The organism is Streptomyces sp. NPDC045998, assembly GCF_056430285.1.
The window spans coordinates 206,539-223,600 of sequence record NZ_JBWKLJ010000004.1; the positions used below are offsets into that span (position 1 = coordinate 206,539).

A 17,062-nucleotide genomic window follows, 5' to 3' on the forward strand; every position below is an offset into this window, starting at 1 on the left:
CGCTCACGTCACTCGGCGTACCGCGGGTGCACCAGTGTGGAGGGCGACAGGTCCCCCGCCGGGGCACCCGCCCGGCGGAGCACCGCGCAGTGCCCGGGCGATGTGCCCGGCGAGGGCGGCGGGCCGGACACCGCCGCGAGGAGGAACCCCCAGTCGCCGGGCGCTCCCCCACCACCCGCGGAGCGGTCGGGCCCGGCGGCGAAGCCGGAGCGCCGGCCCTCGGCGCAGTACGGCCGGGTCGTGAAGCCGGCCGCGCGCAGGGTGGCGTCCACCGTCCAGTAGGTGTGCGGCCGGGACGCCGACGGCCCCGCGTGAACGGCGAGCCGCCCGCCCTCCCGGAGCGCCCGCGCCGCCATGCCGTAGAACTCCTGGGAGTAGAGCTTGGTGGAGGCGGTGATGCCCGGGTCCGGCAGGTCCGACAGCACCACGTCGTACGCCCCCGGCTCCGCCGCCTCGCGCAGCCAGCGGAACGCGTCGGCGTACACCACCCGCACCCTCGGGTCGTCGTACGCGCGGTCGTTGAGCCGCGCGAGGGCCGGGTCCGTACGGGCGAGGCGCACCACGCCCGGGTCCAGCTCGACGACCGTCACCGCCTCGACGTCCGCGTACCGCAGGGTTTCGCGGAGGGCCAGTCCGTCGCCCCCGCCGAGGATCAGCACGCGCCCGTGCCGCCCGCGCATCGCCGGGTGGACCAGCGCCTCGTGGTAGCGCCGCTCGTCGTGCCCGCTGACGCGCAGCCGCCCGTCCAGGAAGAGCTCCGGCGGCTCGTCCGCCGCGCCCGTGAGCACCACCTCCTGGACGTTCGTCTGGACGGCGACCCGCACCCGCTCGCCGTACACCGCCCGCCGCGCCGCCCGCTCGAAGTCGTCGACCAGCGCGGCCGCGGTCGCCAGCACCGCCAGGACCAGCACGTTGGCGACGGCCAGCAGCCACCGCTCTCGGCGCGTCAGGTCACGTCCGAACAGCCAGAGCACCAGCGCCCCGCCCGCGACCACGTTGACGGCGCCGGTGAGCAGCGCGCTCGTCAACTGCCCCAGCCACGGCAGCAGAAGGAAGGGGAACGCCAGCCCGCCGACGAGCGCGCCCACGTAGTCCGCGGCGAAGAGGTCCGCGACCGTGCCGCCCGGATCCTGCTCGGGGCGGTGCGAGACCCGGTGGATGAGCGTCATCAGCAGCGGTATCTCGGCGCCGATCAGCACGCCGATCGCGAGCGAGAACGCCACGAGCGCCTCCCGCGACCCTCCCGCCCACGCGAACGCGGCGTACAGCACGAGCGCCGAGCAGCCGCCGACCAGGGCCAGCGCGGCCTCGACGAGACCGAAGCCGACCGCCGCGCGGCAGCGCAGCCGCTTGGCGAGCAGCGACCCCACGCCCATCGCGAAGACCATCACGGAGAGCACGACGGACGCCTGGGTGACCGAGTCCCCGATGAGGTACGAGGCGAGGGCGACCAGCTCCAGCTCGTACACCAGCCCGCAGGCGGCGCAGACGAAGACCGCGAACAGCACCAGGAACCGTCCCGCGCGCTGCCGCAGGGGCAGGGCCACCGCGGCCCGCGCGGGCGGCGGCGGCCCTGCGGCACGGGAGGCGGACGGCGCTTCGATCACGCCATAACGCTACGTCCCGCCCCAGTGACCACTTGTCACCCACACGGGTGGACTTCCGCCGGTGAAGGCATACGGACGCCGACACTCGTCCTGGTGACGACCAGCTGCCCCTCCTGCGGGTACGCGTGCCAGGTGCGCCACCGCACCTGGCCCTCGTGCCGCTGCGCCAGCATCGCCGTGAAGGCGTGCGGCGAGCCCGGGAACGTACCGGCGAGGCCGTGGGGGTGGTCCGCCACGAGCGCGAGCAGCTCCTGGGCGCGCCCCGCGAACGAGCCCTCGGACAGCGTCTCGACGCGGGCGGCGAACTCGTACTCCCACGCGCCGATCCGCTTGGCCACGCCGAGCGGCAGCGGCGTGCTGCTGCCCGGCATGCAGGCCACGGTCTCCGAGCAGCTGCCCCGCTCCTCCTCCAGCAGCACCTGGTGCGAGGCGCCCAGAAGTCTCAACTGAATGGTGGCGCCGTCGAGTTCGAGATCGAGCACGGCAAGGGCCGGCAGCGCCTCGCGCCCCAGCGCCCAGGCCAGGTCGGCGGCGCGCGTGTCGGTATACGCGGTGGTGAGCGTCGTGAGCATGGGTCGGCTCCGCAAACACGGTTTGACGGGTGGACCGGGGGCGTCCCGGAGGCCTCGGAGGGACTGGGGCATCTCTGCCTCGGGGTCCACGCACGAGGTCCGAGGGCTGGATGGTTTCGACAGCGAGGGAATCACGAACTGCGAGTGACTCACAGCGGTTTTACCCAACTTGCCGTGGTTTCCATCCCTTGGGGGGCCTGACGGTTCAACTGTTCAACATAAACGGACCGGGAGACCCTACAAACGGTCAACGTGAAGGAGCCCGGCGCGAGTTGACGGCGCCGGGCTCCCTCGGTGGTGTCGCGGACCGACTGCCCCGTGTCAGTCGCCTCCGCCTCCGCCACCGCCCCCGCCGCCACAGGAGGAGCCGCCGCCGCAGGACCAGCCGCCGCCACCGGACCCGCTGTCGCCGCCGGACCCGCTGTCGCCGCCGGACCCCCAGGTGTCGCCGCCCCGGCGCGAGCCCTGCGGCCAGTGCCGGTTGCGGCGGCCACCGCCCGCCACGGCGGCCAGGATCACCGCGGCTATCACCACCACCCCGAACGCGATCGAAGCCATGTCCATCGATTCCTTTCCCCCGCTTGTCGTACGTGACTGGGGGATGCCCCCGCCGTCACGCGCGCTAATCGGAATTGAGCAAGTCCAGAGGTTTCAGCTGCACCCGCCCCCGCCACCACCACAGGACGAGCCGCAGGAGGAGCCGGAGCAGGACGAGGAGCTCGAGCACGAGGAGCTCGAGGAGGAGGAGCTGGAGGAGGAGCACGAAGAGCCGGACGAGCCCGACGAGGGGCGCGACGCCTTCGACGCCTTCCGCTTCCGCGGCTTGGACGAGGAGGGCGAGGAGGACGAGGAGGACGAGGTGGACGTGGACCTCGGCACGTACGGGCTGTCGCCCGCCCACCAGCTGCCGCTGTCGATGCCGCGGATCCGCTGGACCCTCCCCCCGGACCTGTGGACCGCCAGCACCACACCGCTCACGATGGCGACGACCGCCGCCGCATACAGGAATGCTTCCATGGCGGGGGGATCCCCTCGCCACACGCCGCCGAAAGCAGACTTGAGCCACTCCAGAGGTTCGGCTCAGGATGGCCGTCATGACACTGCCGCCGCGTTCGCCGCGCCCCCTGCTGAACCGCCGCCTCGCCCCCTTCGGCACGACGATCTTCGCGGAGATGTCCGCGCTGGCCACCCGCACCGGCTCCATCAACCTGGGCCAGGGCTTCCCCGACACCGACGGCCCCGAAGAGATCCGGGAAGCGGCGGTGCGCGCGCTGCGCGACGGGCGCGGCAACCAGTACCCGCCCGGCCCCGGCGTCCCCGAGCTGCGTACCGCCGTCGCCGAGCACCAGCTCCGCCGCTACGGCCTGGCGTACGACCCCGACACCGAGGTCCTGGTCACGGCCGGCGCCACGGAGGGCATCGCGGCGGCGCTGCTGGCGCTGGTCGAGCCGGGCGACGAGGTGATCGCGCTGGAGCCGTACTACGACTCGTACGCGGCCTGCGTCGCGATGGCGGGCGGCACGCGCGTACCGGTCACGCTGCGGCCGTCCGGGGACCGGTTCACGCTCGACCTGGACGAGCTGCGCAGAGCGGTCACCGACCGCACGCGCCTGATCCTGCTCAACACCCCGCACAACCCCACCGGCACCGTCCTCACCCGCGACGAGCTCGCCGCCATCGCCGCGCTCGCCGTCGAGCGGGACCTGCTCGTCGTCACCGACGAGGTGTACGAGCACCTCGTCTACGACACCGCCGAGCACCTGCCGATCGCGACCTTCCCCGGCATGCGCGAGCGGACCGTGACCCTGTCCTCCGCGGGGAAGACGTTCTCGTACACCGGCTGGAAGGTCGGCTGGGTGACCGCGGCCGCCCCGCTCGTGACGGCCGTCCGCACCGCCAAGCAGTACCTCACCTATGTGAGCTCGGGCCCCTTCCAGTACGCCGTCGCCGAGGCGCTGCGCCTGCCGGACGACTACTTCACCGGTCTGCGCGAGGACCTGCGCGCCAAGCGGGACCTGCTCGCCGGGGCGCTCGCGGAGGTGGGGTTCGGGGTCTTCCGGCCGCAGGGCACGTACTTCATCACCGCCGACATCACCCCGCTCGGCGAGAAGGACGGCCTGGCCTTCTGCCGGAGCCTGCCGGAGCGGTGCGGCGTGGTGGCGGTGCCGACGCTGGTCTTCTACGACGACCCGGAGGCGGGCCGCGCCCACGTGCGGTTCGCGTTCTGCAAGTCGGAGCGGTTGCTCCGCGAGGCGGCGGACCGGCTCAAGGGCCTCCAGGCGCTCTAGGGGATTCAGGGGCTCCAGAGGCTCCAGGGGCTCCAGGCGCCCTAGCGGCCCGTCGCGCCGCTGTCACGGCGACACGCGCGCGGGCACCCCGCCCGGGAAGGCGACCACCCGGGCGGGTCCCCTGCGCTCGCGCCGCCGCGGCGCTCCGCACAGGGTCGGGGTGAACCATCCCGCGCACGGAGGTGCACCCTGTCCGCCGAGACGTCCGCCGAGACCTTCCGCCCCGGCGCGCCGAGCGTGGCGTGGCGGCCCCTCGCCGCGCTGCACCGCGCCGCGCCCGCGCTGGGGATGTTCGCCGCCGCCCGGCTGACCGGGATGCTGGTGATGGCGCTGTGGGCCTGGCACACCGGCCGCTCGCCGCGCGCGCTGCTGGCCGGTTCCTGGGACTCCGACTGGTACCTGCGGATCGCCGCCCACGGCTACGGCAGGACGCTGTACTGGCCGGACGGCGCGGTCCAGTCCGACCTGGCGTTCTTCCCGCTCTACCCGGGGCTCGTCCGGGCCGTGACGGCCGTCCTGCCGGTCGCGGGCGGCACCGCCGGGCTGCTGGTCTCCTGGACGGCGGCGGGCGCGGCCGCCTGGGGGATCTTCCGGATCGGCGAGCGGCTGTACGGGCGGGGCGTGGCCACCGCGCTGGTCGGGCTGTGGGGGCTGCTGCCGCACTCGATCGTGCTGTCCATGGCGTACACGGAACCGGTGATGACCGCCTTCGCGGCCTGGTCGCTGTACGCCGTGCTGACCCGGCGGTGGCTGTGGGCGGGCGCGCTCGCGGCCCTCGCGGGTGCGGCACGCCCGAACGGGGTCGCGGTCGCGGCGGCGGTGGTCGTGACGGCCGCCTGGGCGCTGGTGCGGCACGCGCGGACCCGGACCGACTGGCGGGTGTGGGCGGGGGCCGCGCTGGCCCCGGCCGGCTGGGCAGGCTACGTGCTGTGGGTGGGCGCGCGCCGCGGCGACCCGCTGGGCGGGTACTTCGCGGTGCAGGCCGGCTGGACCTCGCGGTTCGACTTCGGGGCCGGAACGCTGCGCTTCGTACGCACCGTCGTCACCCGCCCCATGGACCTCGGCTTCACGATGGCGCTGGCGCTGACGGCGGTCGCGGTGGTGCTCTTCGCGCTGTTCCTGCTGGACCGGCCGCCGCTGCCGCTCGTCGTCTACACGGCGGTGCTGGTGGTCATCGCGGTCGGCGGCTCCGGGTTCTTCGAGTCGAAGCCGCGCTTCCTGCTGCCGGCGTTCCCGCTGCTGGTGCCGGTGGCGTACGCGCTGCGAAAAGCCCGGCCGGGGGCGGCGGTCGTGGTGACCGCCGCCCTGGCCGGGCTGTCGTTCGCCTACGGGACGTACGTGCTGACGCTCGCCACCATGGCCCTCTGAGGCCTACTCGGCGCCCCCGTCGGGGCCCTCGGCACCCTCGGCGCCCTCGGCGCCCTCCAGGCCGAACTGCTCCACGAGCCACTTGTCGAACTCGATGGAGGCCCGCACCCAGCTGACCGTCGACTGCACGAAGTGCTCCAGCGCCACCCCGGTGCCGATCAGCATCTGCGCCTCGCCGATGAGCCGGACGGTGGCGCCGCCCTGCTCGTCCTCGTGCAGGTGCGAGTAGACCTTCGGCCACAGGGTGCGGCGGTTCCAGTCGTCGATCGTCTCGAGGATCTTCTCCTTGTTCTCGACCGGGTGGGCCCGGTCGTAGAAGGTCCGCACCGAGTAGACCTGCTGGTCGCCCTCGCCGCGGAACATGAAGTACGTGCGGAATTCCTCCCACGGCGCCGCGAGGTCGCCCTCGTCGTCGACGACGTACTTCAGCTCCATCTGCTCGAGGAGCTGCTTGACGAGATCCTGGTCGGGGACGACGGGGCCCGCCGGTCCTGCGGCCTGCTGCGGCTGGGGCTGGCCCCCGAAATTCGGAATCGAGGACGGGTCGATGCTCACCGTGAATTTCCCTTCGTACGATTGCGGCCATCCTCTCCCATCCCCGCCCGGAGGTGGCAAGCGCGGACGGCGGCGATCCGCTGCGGGCTGACATGATTCCGTGCTCATGACGCGGAAGAGCGGAAAAGAAGAGAGGCGCGGAAGGCGCTGGCCGTGGATATGCCTGACCGTGCTGGCGGTCCTGGGGCTGCCGGCCGGCTGCCTCGCGTTGGGCGCGTACTCCCTCAGCGAGTCCGGCCGGGAGCAGCCGGTGCCGTGCGACAAGGCGATGGCCTACGCCAAGGGCGCCCTGCCCGAGGGCGCCCGGGACGCCCGCTGCTCGGGGGCCCACTGGCAGGACACCTACGTCCGGGCCGAGTTCCGGATGGAGCGTGCCGGGGCGGAGGCCTGGATCGCGAAGACCTGGCCGACGGCTCGGCCGTCCGAGCCCTGCGACACGGACCTGTGCCGGGACGTCGACTACAACCAAGCGGACCCCTCGTCGGTGAGCGTGAAGCTGACGTACGAGGACGGGGAGACCGCCCTCGTACGCCTCTTCGCCCACGGCACCTGACCCGGCCCGCCGGGGCTACCGCACCGCTCCCACGGCCAGCCCGTCGTCGGTGCGGTCGACGCGGACCGTGTCGCCGTCCCTGACCTCGCCCGCCAGGATCTCCTTGGCGAGGCGGTCACCGATCGCCGTCTGCACCAGGCGGCGCAGCGGGCGCGCGCCGTACGCCGGGTCGAAGCCCTCGATGGCGAGCCAGTCCAGGGCCTCGGGGGTGACGTCCAGGGTGAGGCGCCGCTCGGCGAGGCGGGCCGCCAGGCGGTCGATCTGGATGCGCGCGATGTGGGCGAGCTGCTCGCGGTCGAGGGCCGAGAAGACGACGATGTCGTCGAGGCGGTTGAGGAACTCCGGCTTGAAGGAGGCGCGGACGGCCTCCAGCACCTGCTCCTTCTTCTGCTCCTCCGGGGTGACCGGGTCCATCAGGAAGTGGCTGCCCAGGTTGGAGGTGAGGATGAGGATGGTGTTGCGGAAGTCGACCGTCCGGCCCTGGCCGTCGGTCAGGCGGCCGTCGTCGAGGACCTGCAGCAGGATGTCGAAGACCTCCGGGTGCGCCTTCTCCACCTCGTCGAGCAGCACGACGCTGTACGGGCGGCGGCGCACGGCCTCGGTGAGCTGGCCGCCCTCCTCGTAACCGACGTAGCCGGGGGGCGCGCCGACGAGCCGGGCGACGCTGTGCTTCTCGCCGTACTCGCTCATGTCGATGCGGACCATGGCCCGCTCGTCGTCGAAGAGGAAGTCGGCGAGCGCCTTGGCCAGCTCGGTCTTGCCGACGCCGGTGGGGCCGAGGAAGAGGAACGATCCGGTGGGCCGGTCGGGGTCGGAGATCCCCGCGCGGGTGCGGCGGACCGCGTCCGACACGGCCCGTACGGCCTCGGTCTGGCCGATCAGGCGGCGGCCGAGCTCGTCCTCCATCCGCAGCAGCTTCTGCGTCTCGCCCTCCAGCAGGCGCCCGGCCGGGATGCCGGTCCAGGAGGCGACGACGTCGGCGATGTCGTCGGCGCCGACCTCGTCCTTGACCATGGTGTCCCTGGCGGCCTCCTGCTCGGCCTCGGTGGCCGCCTCCAGCTCCCGCTCGACCGCCGGGATCTCGCCGTACAGCAGCTTGGAGGCGGTGTCGAAGTCGCCGTCGCGCTGGGCGCGCTCGGCCTGGCCGCGCAGGTCGTCGAGCTTCTCCTTGAGCTCACCGACGCGGTTGAGGCCCTGCTTCTCCTTCTCCCAGCGGGCGGTCAGGCCGCGCAGCTCCTCCTCGCGGTCGGCGAGGTCGCGGCGCAGCTTCTCCAGGCGCTGGACGGAGGCGGGGTCGGACTCGTTCTTGAGCGCGAGCTCCTCCATGCGCAGGCGGTCCACGGCGCGCTGGAGCTCGTCGATCTCGACGGGCGAGGAGTCGATCTCCATGCGCAGCCGGGACGCGGCCTCGTCGACGAGGTCGATGGCCTTGTCCGGCAGGAAGCGCGAGGTGATGTAGCGGTCCGAGAGGGTCGCGGCGGCGACGAGCGACGCGTCGGCGATCTGGACCTTGTGGTGGGCCTCGTACCGGCCCTTGAGCCCGCGCAGGATGGCGATGGTGTCCTCGACGCTCGGCTCGGCGACCAGGACCTGCTGGAAGCGGCGCTCCAGGGCCGGGTCCTTCTCGATGCGCTCGCGGTACTCGTCGAGGGTGGTGGCGCCGACCATGCGCAGCTCGCCGCGGGCGAGCATGGGCTTGAGCATGTTGCCCGCGTCCATGGCGGAGTCGCCGCCGGCGCCCGCGCCGACCACCGTGTGCAGCTCGTCGATGAAGGTGATGATCTGGCCGTCGCTCGCCTTGATCTCGGACAGGACGGTCTTCAGCCGCTCCTCGAACTCACCGCGGTACTTCGCGCCCGCGACCATCGCGCCGAGGTCGAGCGCGACCAGCCGCTTGTTCTTCAGGCTCTCGGGGACGTCGCCCTTGACGATGCGCTGGGCGAGGCCCTCCACCACGGCGGTCTTGCCGACGCCGGGCTCACCGATGAGCACGGGGTTGTTCTTGGTGCGGCGGGACAGCACCTGCACGACCCGGCGGATCTCCTGGTCCCGGCCGATGACCGGGTCCAGCTTCCCCTCCCTGGCCGCGGCCGTGAAGTCGGTGCCGAACTTCTCCAGGGCCTTGTACTGGCCCTCCGGGTCCGCTGTCGTCACGCGGCGTCCTCCCCTCGCCTTCTCGAAGGCGTCCAGCAGCTTGCGCGCCCCGGCGCCCTGGCGCTCCAGCAGCTCGCCGGCCTGGCCGCCCTTGGCGGCGACGCCGATGAGCAGGTGCTCGGTCGACACGTAGTCGTCGCCGAGCTCCTTGGCGCGCCGCGTGGCGTCGGCGATGACCGCGAGCAGCTCGCGGTTGGGCTGCGGCGGGGCGACGGTGGAGCCGGTGACGCTGGGCTGGGCGGCCAGCAGCCGCTCGGTCCCCGCGCGCAACGAGGCCTGGTCGGCGTCGACGGCGGCGAGCAGGTCGATGATGTTCTCGTTGTCCTGGCCCTCCAGCAGTGCGAGCAGCACGTGCGCGGGGGTCAGGTCGGGGTGGCCGTCGGACACGGCGCGGCTGGTGGCCGCGTTGAGCGCGTCCCGGCTCCGGTTGGTCAGCTCGGCGTCCACGGGTGACTTCTCCTCCTTCGGGGCCCGGCCTGTATGACTCACGCCTGTACGACCCAGCTATATGACTCATCCAGCGTACATAAAGTTGAGTCTATTCCACTCAAGCTGGCTCGCGGAACCCGTCCCCGGTAGGTTCCGGCCCATGGCCATAGACCCCCGCAACCCCGGCGACTCGTACCTCGGCTTCTGGCGCGAGTACCACATGTCCACGCTCACCACGCCCCGCCCGGACGGCACACCGCACGTCGTCGCGGTGGGTGTGACGTACGACCCGGAGGGCGGCGAGAAGGGCATCGCCCGGGTGATCACCAACAAGCACAGCCGCAAGGTCGCCAACGTGCTCGCGGCGGGCGCCGACGGGGCGCGGGTGGCGGTGTGCCAGGTCGACAAGGGCCGCTGGGCGACGCTGGAGGGCGTGGCCCGGATCCGTACGGAGCCGGACGTCGTCGCGGACGCGGTCGCCCGGTACGCGGAGCGCTACGGCCGCACGCCCGCGCCCAACCCGGACCGGGTCGTCATCGAGATCGCGCTCACGCGCGCCATGGGCCGGGCCTGACCGGACGTACCCGTACAAAAGCACAGCGGCACCATCGTGTTCAGGTCACGATGGTGCCGCTGTGTGGGGGAAGCACCTGAGCGATTTGCAACGACGGGGGAACCGCTCAGGCGCTGCGGGGGGTGGCGGTGGTGGTCTCCGGCTCGACGAGCTGGTGGTCACGCTGGTCGAGGTTGACGAAAATCATGCCGTAGCGAATGGCGCACCGGACGGGCTGTGGGGCCCCGCGGGGGCGGCGCAGGCAGCGGTAGGCGCGAATGTCCTCGTCGTCGCCCCGTGTGATGACGATCGGCTCACCGAAGAGGGTGACCATCAACGAATCGCCACTGTGCGGCACGGCCGTGACGAGGTCGATGAAATGCCACCCGGAGCGGTAGGCCGACGCCATCTCGCGTCGGAAGCGCGAGTCGTCGGGAACGTTCATGCGCCCGCGGACCCCCAGCCGGGATCATTGACGGCGGCCGGAGCGGCGCCCCAGCCCGGGTCCTGCGCCTCGGCGGCGAGCGGAGCCGTCCCGCCCCACCCCGGGTCCAGCGCTTCGGTGGCGAGCGGAGCCTTCGCGCCCCAACCGGGGTCCAGGGCTTCAGCGGCGAGCGGAGTCGTCCCACCCCAACCGGGGTCCAGGGCCTCGGCGACGTGCGGAGTCCCCGCGCCCCAGCCGGGGTCCTCGGCGGACACCGCGATTCCCACCCCCGCAGCAGCGAAGAGCGCGACGCCGGCAACGGCGTGTATGAGCTTCTTGGCCATGACCGAGCAACCTCACTTGACGGTAATTCATCCCGCTCCCCCGCAGTTATGACGATGACTCACTCCCCACGCTTTCACCACTGGCTCAATGCATCATGTTCCTGAATCGGAAAAAGCCTGGGGGTGTACATATGCAACCGGATCGGGATGGACACGGACATCCCCATAGTCACTTCGAGCTCTGCGAGACGGGTTCCCAGCTCTACGCGGACGCTCTTCGCGCCGGGCGCATCGCGCGTGCCGAGGTCGCGCCGGCCCCGTGTCTCCTCGACCTGGACCTGCTGCGACCGGACCCCGACGACGCGCAGTGGCTGCGGCCCGTGCCGCCGTCCACGGCGCTGGCCCACCTGATACTCCCGATAGAGAAGGAGATACAGGAGCGCAGACGGCTCACCGTCGCCCTCGCCGACGCTTTCGAGCCATTCATGGCCGTCAGCGCCCAGATGCCGTCGACCACCCACGCCATCAGCGTGCTGGAAGGGCTGAAGCGCATCAACGCCAGCCTGGACCGCGCCGTCGCCGACTGCTCGGTGGAGCTGCTGACCGTACAGCCCGGCAGCGGCCGCAGCGCCCAGACCTTCGGCGAGGCGCTGCGCCGGGTACGGCCGCTCCTGGGCCGGGGCATCAAGATGCGGACCCTCTACCAGCACACGGCGCGCCACCAGCCCATCACCCTGGCCTACCTGGAGCGCATCGGGTCCGAGGTGGAGGTGCGCACGCTGGAGGAGATCATCGACCGGCTCATCATCGTGGACCGCAAGGTCGCCTTCGTGCCCGCCAGCCGGGACCGCCAGGTCGCCCTGGAGCTGCGCCACCCGGGCCTGGTGGAGTACCTGGTCGGCGTCTTCGAGCAGTTCTGGCTCCAGGCCATCCCCCTGGAGAAGCCCGTCACCTACGAGCCGCATCCCCACGGCATCAGCGGCGTCCAGCGCTCCATCGCCAAACTGCTGGTCGAGGGGCACGTGGACGAGGCGATCTCGCGGCGCCTCGGCATGAACGTACGCACCTGCCGGGCGCACATCGCCAAACTGGCGTCCGCGCTCGGCAGCGGCAGCCGGGCGCAACTCGGCTACCTCATCGCCCAGTCGGGCATCCTGGAGCACGGCGACTGACGGGCGGTCGACCCGTGGCCGGCCGGTGACCGGTCAGCCGGCGGGCCTCGCCCACGCGGTGGTCTCGATCGCGTCGGTGTTGCCGAGGTCCAGCGGGCCGCCGTCGCCCGGCGCGACGGTCTGCGGCGCGACGCCGGGTGCGGGCGTCACCCGCAGGTACGCGCCGTTCGTCGCCACGACGTCCGTACGGGTCACCGTGTTGCGCCACATCACCGACGCCTCGGCCCGCTCACCGGGCCGCAGCACGAACACCGAGGGCCGCGCCCGGGTGTCCAGGTTCGAGCCGAGCCGTACGGTGACGTCGAGCTTCTCCCGCTGCGCGTCGAGGACTTCGAGCGCGGGGTAACCGCTCACCTCGAACGGCTTTGTACCGCAGTTGAGCAGCGTCACCCCCATGCCCCGCACCCCCATGGCGGCGCTCACGATCCCCGCGGAGACCCGTACGCCGGACTCCGGGCACGGGGCGGCCGCCTCGGGCGCCGCGGACGGCGGCCGGTCCGGCAGCGGGGCCGGCCGGGGCACCGAGGGCGCCGGAGACGCCGTCGTACGGACCGGCAGGGGTGCCGCACCCTTCTCGTCGTCACAGGCCGGCAGCAGGGCCGCCAGGGCCACCAGGACCGCCGCCGGAAGGCATCTTCGGGTACGCATCCGGACAGCCTAAAGGCCCCCTCCGTACACCGAAGGGGGCCCCTGAGAAAGGCTGTTGCCGCTCGCCTCTGTTACCGCTCGCCTCTGTTACTGCTCGCCGCGCTTGGCGGCCGGACGCCACACCACCAGCGCGCTCGCCTGCTGCACGTCCTGGTACGGCACGAGGTCGCGCCGGTAGGAGGCGTGCACCTGGGCCTCGCGCTGGCGCATCGCCGCCGCCGCGCCCTCGACCGCCGCGCTGAGCTCGGCGATCCGGGACTGGAGCGCGGCGACCTGGTTCTCCAGCTCGATGATCCGCTTGATGCCGGCCAGGTTGATGCCCTCGTCCTGCGACAGCTGCTGCACCTGGCGGAGCAGCTCGATGTCGCGGGCGGAGTAGCGCCGGCCACGGCCCGCCGTACGGTCCGGCGAGACCAGCCCGAGCCGGTCGTACTGCCGCAGCGTCTGCGGGTGCAGCCCGCTCAGCTGGGCCGCCACCGAGATGACGTAGACCGGGGTGTCATCGGTCAGCTCGTACGGATTGCGTCGACGTCCGTCCATCTCAAGCCCCCTTCGCGGCCTGGAACAGCTCAGCTCGCGGATCCTCACCCGCCATCGCCTGACGGTACGACTCCAGGGCCTCGCGCGCCTTGTCGTTGAGGTCCTTGGGCACCGCCACCTCGACGGTGACGAGCAGGTCCCCGCGCGTACCGTCCTTGCGCACCGCGCCCTTGCCCCGGGCGCGCATCGTACGGCCGTTCGGCGTACCGGCCGGGATCTTCAGCGTGACCGGCGGCCCGCCGAGGGTCGGGACCTTGATCTCGCCGCCGAGCGCCGCCTCGTCGTACGAGACCGGCACCGTGACGGTGAGGTTGTCGCCCTTGCGGCCGAAGACCGGGTGGGCGTCCACATGCACCGCCACGTACAGGTCGCCGGCCGGGCCGCCCCGCTCGCCGGGCGCGCCCTTGCCGCGCAGCCGGATCCGCTGCCCGTCGGCGACGCCCGCCGGGATGCGGACCTGCATGGTGCGCGAGGACTTGGCGCGGCCGCTGCCGTGGCAGACCTCGCAGGGGCTCTCCGCGATCAGGCCGCGGCCCTTGCAGTCCCGGCAGGGATCGGTGAGCGAGAAGCCGCCGCCCGTGCCGCGCGACACCTGGCCGGTGCCGACGCAGGTGGGGCAGACACGCGGGGTGCCGTTCTTGTCGCCGGTGCCCGAGCAGGCCTTGCAGGGCTGCTGGCTGGACATCCGCAGCGGGACCGTGGCCCCCTCCACCGCCTCGGTGAAGCTCAGCGTCACCTCGGTCTCGATGTCCTGGCCCCGGCGCGGCTGCGTCCGCGCGCCGGCGCCGGGCCGGCCGCCGCCGCCGAACAGCCCGCCGAAGACGTCCCCGAGCCCGCCGCCGAAGCCGCCGGCACCGCCGCCCCCGCCCTGGGCGCCGCCGAAGAGGTCGCCCAGGTCGAAGTTGAAGGTGCCGGCGCCGCCGGGGCCGGCCCGGAAGCCGCCGTTGCCGAAGAGGGCGCGTGCCTCGTCGTACTCCTTGCGCTTCTTCGGGTCGCCGAGGACGTCGTTCGCCTCGGAGATCTCCTTGAAGCGGGCCTCGGCGGCGGCGTCGCCCTTGTTGGCGTCCGGGTGGAACTCGCGGGCGAGCTTCCGGTACGCCTTCTTGATCTCCGCCTCGGTGGCGTCCTTGGGGACGCCGAGAACCTTGTAGTAGTCCTTCTCGACGAAGTCCTTCGTGCTCATCGACGTCCCTCCTCTCGGACGATCATGGCGTCAGCCCTCCTCGGGGCCACCGCTCTCCTCGTCGGCGGACTTGTTCTCCTGTGCGGACTCCGGGCCGGACCCCTTGGCGGCGTCCTTGTCGGCGTCCTTGGCCGCGTCGGCCTCCTTGGGCGCCGCGCCCGGCTGGGGCTCGGCGACCGCGACGCGCGCGGGCCGGATGGTCCGCTCGCCGATCCGATACCCGGGCTGCAGGATCGCGACGCAGGTCGTCTCGGTGACGTCCGGCGCGTACGAGTGCATGAGCGCCTCGTGGATCGTCGGGTCGAAGGGCTCGCCCTCCTTGCCGAACTGCTGCAGGCCCATCTTGGCGGCGACCGTCTCCAGCGATTCGGCCACCGACTTGAAGCCGCCCACCAGCTCGCCGTGCTCACGGGCGCGGCCGATGTCGTCCAGCACGGGCAGGAGCTCGGTCAGGAGGCTCGCGACGGCGATCTCCTTGACCGCGACCCGGTCGCGCTCGACGCGGCGGCGGTAGTTCTGGTACTCGGCCTGCAGCCGCTGGAGGTCCGCGGTGCGCTCGCCGAGCGCGGTGCGGGCCTGGTCCAGCTGGGCCGTCAGGCCGGCGACCTGTGCGTGTGCGTCCCCGGCCGGGGCCGCCGGGCCCTCGTCCGCGGGGCTCGTGGAGCCCGCGGCGGACGTGGTCTCGGCGGCTTCGGCGGCGTCGTCGGGAGTGGCGGCGCCAGAGGGGACGTCGGGCTTCTCCTCGAAGCCCGGGGTCTCCTCCGTCATGCGGCCCCCTTCGGCTTCTCGTCGTCGACGATCTCGGCGTCGACGACGTCGTCGTCGGCGCCCTGGGCGGCGCCCGGAGCCTCACCGGCACCGGCGGCCCCGCCGGCGGCCTGGGCGTCGGCGTACATGGCCTGGCCGAGCTTCTGGGAGACGGCCGCGACCTTCTCGGTGGCGGTGCGGATCTCCGCGGTGTCCTCGCCCTTCAGCTTCTCCTTGAGCTCTTCGAGCGCGGACTCGACCTCGGTCTTCACCTCGCCCGGGACCTTGTCCTCGTTGTCCTTGAGGAACTTCTCGGTCTGGTAGACGAGCTGCTCGCCCTGGTTGCGGGTCTCGGCGGCCTCACGGCGGCGGTGGTCCTCCTCCGCGTACTGCTCGGCCTCCTGGCGCATCCGGTCGACCTCGTCCTTCGGCAGCGAGGAGCCGCCGGTGACGGTCATCTTCTGCTCCTTGCCCGTGCCCAGGTCCTTGGCGGTCACGTGCATGATGCCGTTGGCGTCGATGTCGAAGGAGACCTCGATCTGCGGGACGCCGCGCGGGGCCGGCGGCAGGCCCGTCAGCTCGAACATGCCGAGCTTCTTGTTGTACGCCGCGATCTCGCGCTCGCCCTGGTAGACCTGGATCTGCACCGACGGCTGGTTGTCCTCGGCCGTGGTGAAGATCTCGGACCGCTTGGTCGGGATCGTGGTGTTGCGCTCGATGAGCTTGGTCATGATGCCGCCCTTGGTCTCGATGCCGAGGGACAGCGGGGTGACGTCGAGCAGCAGGACGTCCTTGACCTCGCCCTTGAGGACACCGGCCTGGAGCGAGGCGCCGATGGCGACGACCTCGTCCGGGTTCACACCCTTGTTGGCCTCCTTGCCGCCGGTCAGCTCCTTGACGAGCTCGGCGACGGCCGGCATGCGGGTCGAGCCACCGACGAGGACGACGTGGTCGATCTCGGACAGCGCGATGCCGGCGTCCTTGATGACGTTGTGGAACGGGACCTTGCAGCGCTCCAGCAGGTCCGCGGTGAGCTGCTGGAACTGGGCGCGCGTGAGCTTCTCGTCCAGGTGCAGCGGGCCCTCGGCGGACGCCGTGATGTAAGGCAGGTTGATCGAGGTCTCGGTGGACGAGGACAGCTCGATCTTGGCCTTCTCGGCGGCCTCGCGGAGGCGCTGGAGGGCCATCTTGTCCTTGGACAGGTCCACGCCGTGGCCGGACTGGAACTGCTTGACCAGGTAGTCGACGACGCGCTGGTCCCAGTCGTCACCACCGAGGTGGTTGTCGCCGTTGGTGGCCTTCACCTCGACGACGCCGTCGCCGATCTCCAGCAGCGAGACGTCGAAGGTGCCGCCACCGAGGTCGAAGACGAGGATCGTCTGGTCGTCCTTGTCGAGGCCGTACGCGAGGGCCGCGGCCGTCGGCTCGTTGACGATGCGCAGGACGTTCAGGCCCGCGATCTCGCCGGCCTCCTTGGTGGCCTGGCGCTCGGAGTCGTTGAAGTACGCCGGGACGGTGATGACCGCGTCCGTGACCTTCTCGCCCAGGTAGGCCTCGGCGTCCCGCTTCAGCTTCTGCAGGATGAACGCGGAGATCTGCTGCGGGTTGAAGTTCTTCCCGTCGAGCTCGATCTTCCAGTCGGTGCCCATGTGACGCTTGACGGACCGGATGGTCCGGTCGACGTTCGTGACCGCCTGACGCTTGGCCACCTCGCCGACGAGCACCTCGCCGTTCTTGGCAAAGGCGACGACGGACGGCGTGGTCCTGGCGCCCTCGGCGTTGGTGATGACGGTGGGCTCGCCGCCTTCCAGAACGCTGACGACGGAGTTAGTCGTGCCCAGGTCGATGCCGACCGCACGTGCCATTTCGATTCCTCCAGCTGACTTGAGTGGAACAGGCTCAAGGATGCATGACCGGCCGAACCGAGTCAACAGACCTGAGTCATGGCGGCTCAACTTTTATCGAGGGCTTATGCGCAAGCACCG

The 17,062-nt window shown here is 72.0% G+C and carries 18 protein-coding genes; 5 read left to right on the forward strand and 13 right to left on the reverse strand.

The genetic code is table 11. The features are described from left to right. Nucleotides 1-8: 8 nt before the first annotated feature. The 4 genes from AC07FJ_RS13975 to AC07FJ_RS13990 all read right to left on the reverse strand — a co-directional run bounded on the left by AC07FJ_RS13975 (nt 9) and on the right by AC07FJ_RS13990 (nt 3,080). Nucleotides 9-1,607 carry a polyamine aminopropyltransferase gene (locus AC07FJ_RS13975; protein ID WP_479048710.1) on the reverse strand — a complete coding sequence of 533 codons (1,599 nt, stop codon included), beginning with the start codon at nt 1,605-1,607 and terminating at the stop codon, nt 9-11. A 35-nt stretch (nt 1,608-1,642) separates the two neighbouring features. Continuing rightward, nucleotides 1,643-2,179: a DUF2617 family protein gene (locus tag AC07FJ_RS13980; RefSeq protein ID WP_479048712.1), complete on the reverse strand. Its 537-nt coding sequence runs from the start codon at nt 2,177-2,179 to the stop codon at nt 1,643-1,645. Nucleotides 2,180-2,500: 321 nt separating this feature from the next. After that, on the reverse strand, nt 2,501-2,737 hold the full coding sequence (locus AC07FJ_RS13985; RefSeq protein ID WP_479048714.1) for a hypothetical protein: 237 nt from the start codon (nt 2,735-2,737) through the stop codon (nt 2,501-2,503). A gap of 64 nt (nt 2,738-2,801) precedes the next feature. Further along, a complete protein-coding gene (locus AC07FJ_RS13990; protein ID WP_479048716.1) occupies nt 2,802-3,080 on the reverse strand; it encodes a hypothetical protein in 279 nt (92 codons plus the stop codon). A 184-nt stretch (nt 3,081-3,264) separates the two neighbouring features. On the opposite strand from AC07FJ_RS13990, the gene AC07FJ_RS13995 reads away from it, so the two are divergent. Both AC07FJ_RS13995 and AC07FJ_RS14000 read left to right on the forward strand, forming a co-directional pair. Beyond that, nucleotides 3,265-4,467 carry a pyridoxal phosphate-dependent aminotransferase gene (locus AC07FJ_RS13995; protein ID WP_479048718.1) on the forward strand — a complete coding sequence of 401 codons (1,203 nt, stop codon included), beginning with the start codon at nt 3,265-3,267 and terminating at the stop codon, nt 4,465-4,467. 288 nt (nt 4,468-4,755) lie between these two features. Further along, the gene (locus tag AC07FJ_RS14000) at nt 4,756-5,835 is read left to right on the forward strand and encodes a hypothetical protein (protein ID WP_479049492.1); all 1,080 of its coding nucleotides are present in this window, start codon (nt 4,756-4,758) and stop codon (nt 5,833-5,835) included. Nucleotides 5,836-5,838: 3 nt separating this feature from the next. Here AC07FJ_RS14000 and AC07FJ_RS14005 read toward each other — a convergent pair whose 3' ends face one another. Next, nucleotides 5,839-6,390: a type III secretion system chaperone family protein gene (locus tag AC07FJ_RS14005; protein WP_479048721.1), complete on the reverse strand. Its 552-nt coding sequence runs from the start codon at nt 6,388-6,390 to the stop codon at nt 5,839-5,841. 169 nt (nt 6,391-6,559) lie between these two features. Between AC07FJ_RS14005 and AC07FJ_RS14010 the strand changes: the two genes are divergently transcribed. Beyond that, nucleotides 6,560-6,943, forward strand: a complete 384-nt coding sequence (locus tag AC07FJ_RS14010) for a hypothetical protein (RefSeq protein WP_479048724.1) — start codon at nt 6,560-6,562, stop codon at nt 6,941-6,943. 15 nt (nt 6,944-6,958) lie between these two features. On the opposite strand, the gene clpB is transcribed toward AC07FJ_RS14010, so the two are convergent. After that, nucleotides 6,959-9,544: an ATP-dependent chaperone ClpB gene (gene clpB / locus AC07FJ_RS14015; protein WP_479048726.1), complete on the reverse strand. Its 2,586-nt coding sequence runs from the start codon at nt 9,542-9,544 to the stop codon at nt 6,959-6,961. Nucleotides 9,545-9,686: 142 nt separating this feature from the next. On the opposite strand from clpB, the gene AC07FJ_RS14020 reads away from it, so the two are divergent. After that, nucleotides 9,687-10,100 (forward strand): pyridoxamine 5'-phosphate oxidase family protein, encoded by a 414-nt coding sequence (locus AC07FJ_RS14020; RefSeq protein WP_361426182.1) that lies wholly within the window; start codon nt 9,687-9,689, stop codon nt 10,098-10,100. Between the two features lie 106 nt (nt 10,101-10,206). Here the strand turns inward: AC07FJ_RS14020 and AC07FJ_RS14025 are convergent, their stop codons facing one another. Both AC07FJ_RS14025 and AC07FJ_RS14030 read right to left on the reverse strand, forming a co-directional pair. Beyond that, the gene (locus AC07FJ_RS14025) at nt 10,207-10,524 is read right to left on the reverse strand and encodes a Rieske (2Fe-2S) protein (protein ID WP_073756807.1); all 318 of its coding nucleotides are present in this window, start codon (nt 10,522-10,524) and stop codon (nt 10,207-10,209) included. After that, nucleotides 10,521-10,847 (reverse strand): hypothetical protein, encoded by a 327-nt coding sequence (locus tag AC07FJ_RS14030; RefSeq protein WP_479048730.1) that lies wholly within the window; start codon nt 10,845-10,847, stop codon nt 10,521-10,523. Before AC07FJ_RS14030 ends, AC07FJ_RS14025 begins: the two co-directional genes overlap by 4 nt. 131 nt (nt 10,848-10,978) lie before the next feature. Here AC07FJ_RS14030 and AC07FJ_RS14035 point away from each other — a divergent pair, with 131 nt between their 5' ends. Continuing rightward, nucleotides 10,979-11,959 carry a helix-turn-helix transcriptional regulator gene (locus tag AC07FJ_RS14035; RefSeq protein ID WP_479048731.1) on the forward strand — a complete coding sequence of 327 codons (981 nt, stop codon included), beginning with the start codon at nt 10,979-10,981 and terminating at the stop codon, nt 11,957-11,959. Nucleotides 11,960-11,992: 33 nt separating this feature from the next. Here the strand turns inward: AC07FJ_RS14035 and AC07FJ_RS14040 are convergent, their stop codons facing one another. The 5 genes from AC07FJ_RS14040 to dnaK form a co-directional block, all read right to left on the reverse strand. Continuing rightward, nucleotides 11,993-12,607 carry a DUF4232 domain-containing protein gene (locus tag AC07FJ_RS14040; RefSeq protein ID WP_479048733.1) on the reverse strand — a complete coding sequence of 205 codons (615 nt, stop codon included), beginning with the start codon at nt 12,605-12,607 and terminating at the stop codon, nt 11,993-11,995. A gap of 87 nt (nt 12,608-12,694) precedes the next feature. Beyond that, nucleotides 12,695-13,147, reverse strand: a complete 453-nt coding sequence (locus AC07FJ_RS14045; RefSeq protein ID WP_361426194.1) for a heat shock protein transcriptional repressor HspR — start codon at nt 13,145-13,147, stop codon at nt 12,695-12,697. A gap of 1 nt (nt 13,148) precedes the next feature. Next, nucleotides 13,149-14,330, reverse strand: a complete 1,182-nt coding sequence (gene dnaJ, locus AC07FJ_RS14050; protein WP_479048735.1) for a molecular chaperone DnaJ — start codon at nt 14,328-14,330, stop codon at nt 13,149-13,151. 30 nt (nt 14,331-14,360) lie between these two features. Further along, a complete protein-coding gene (grpE, locus tag AC07FJ_RS14055; protein ID WP_479048737.1) occupies nt 14,361-15,098 on the reverse strand; it encodes a nucleotide exchange factor GrpE in 738 nt (245 codons plus the stop codon). Then, complete coding sequence (gene dnaK, locus AC07FJ_RS14060) at nt 15,095-16,942, reverse strand: molecular chaperone DnaK (RefSeq protein WP_361426203.1); 1,848 nt, start codon at nt 16,940-16,942, stop codon at nt 15,095-15,097. Before dnaK ends, grpE begins: the two co-directional genes overlap by 4 nt. Nucleotides 16,943-17,062 lie beyond the last annotated feature (120 nt).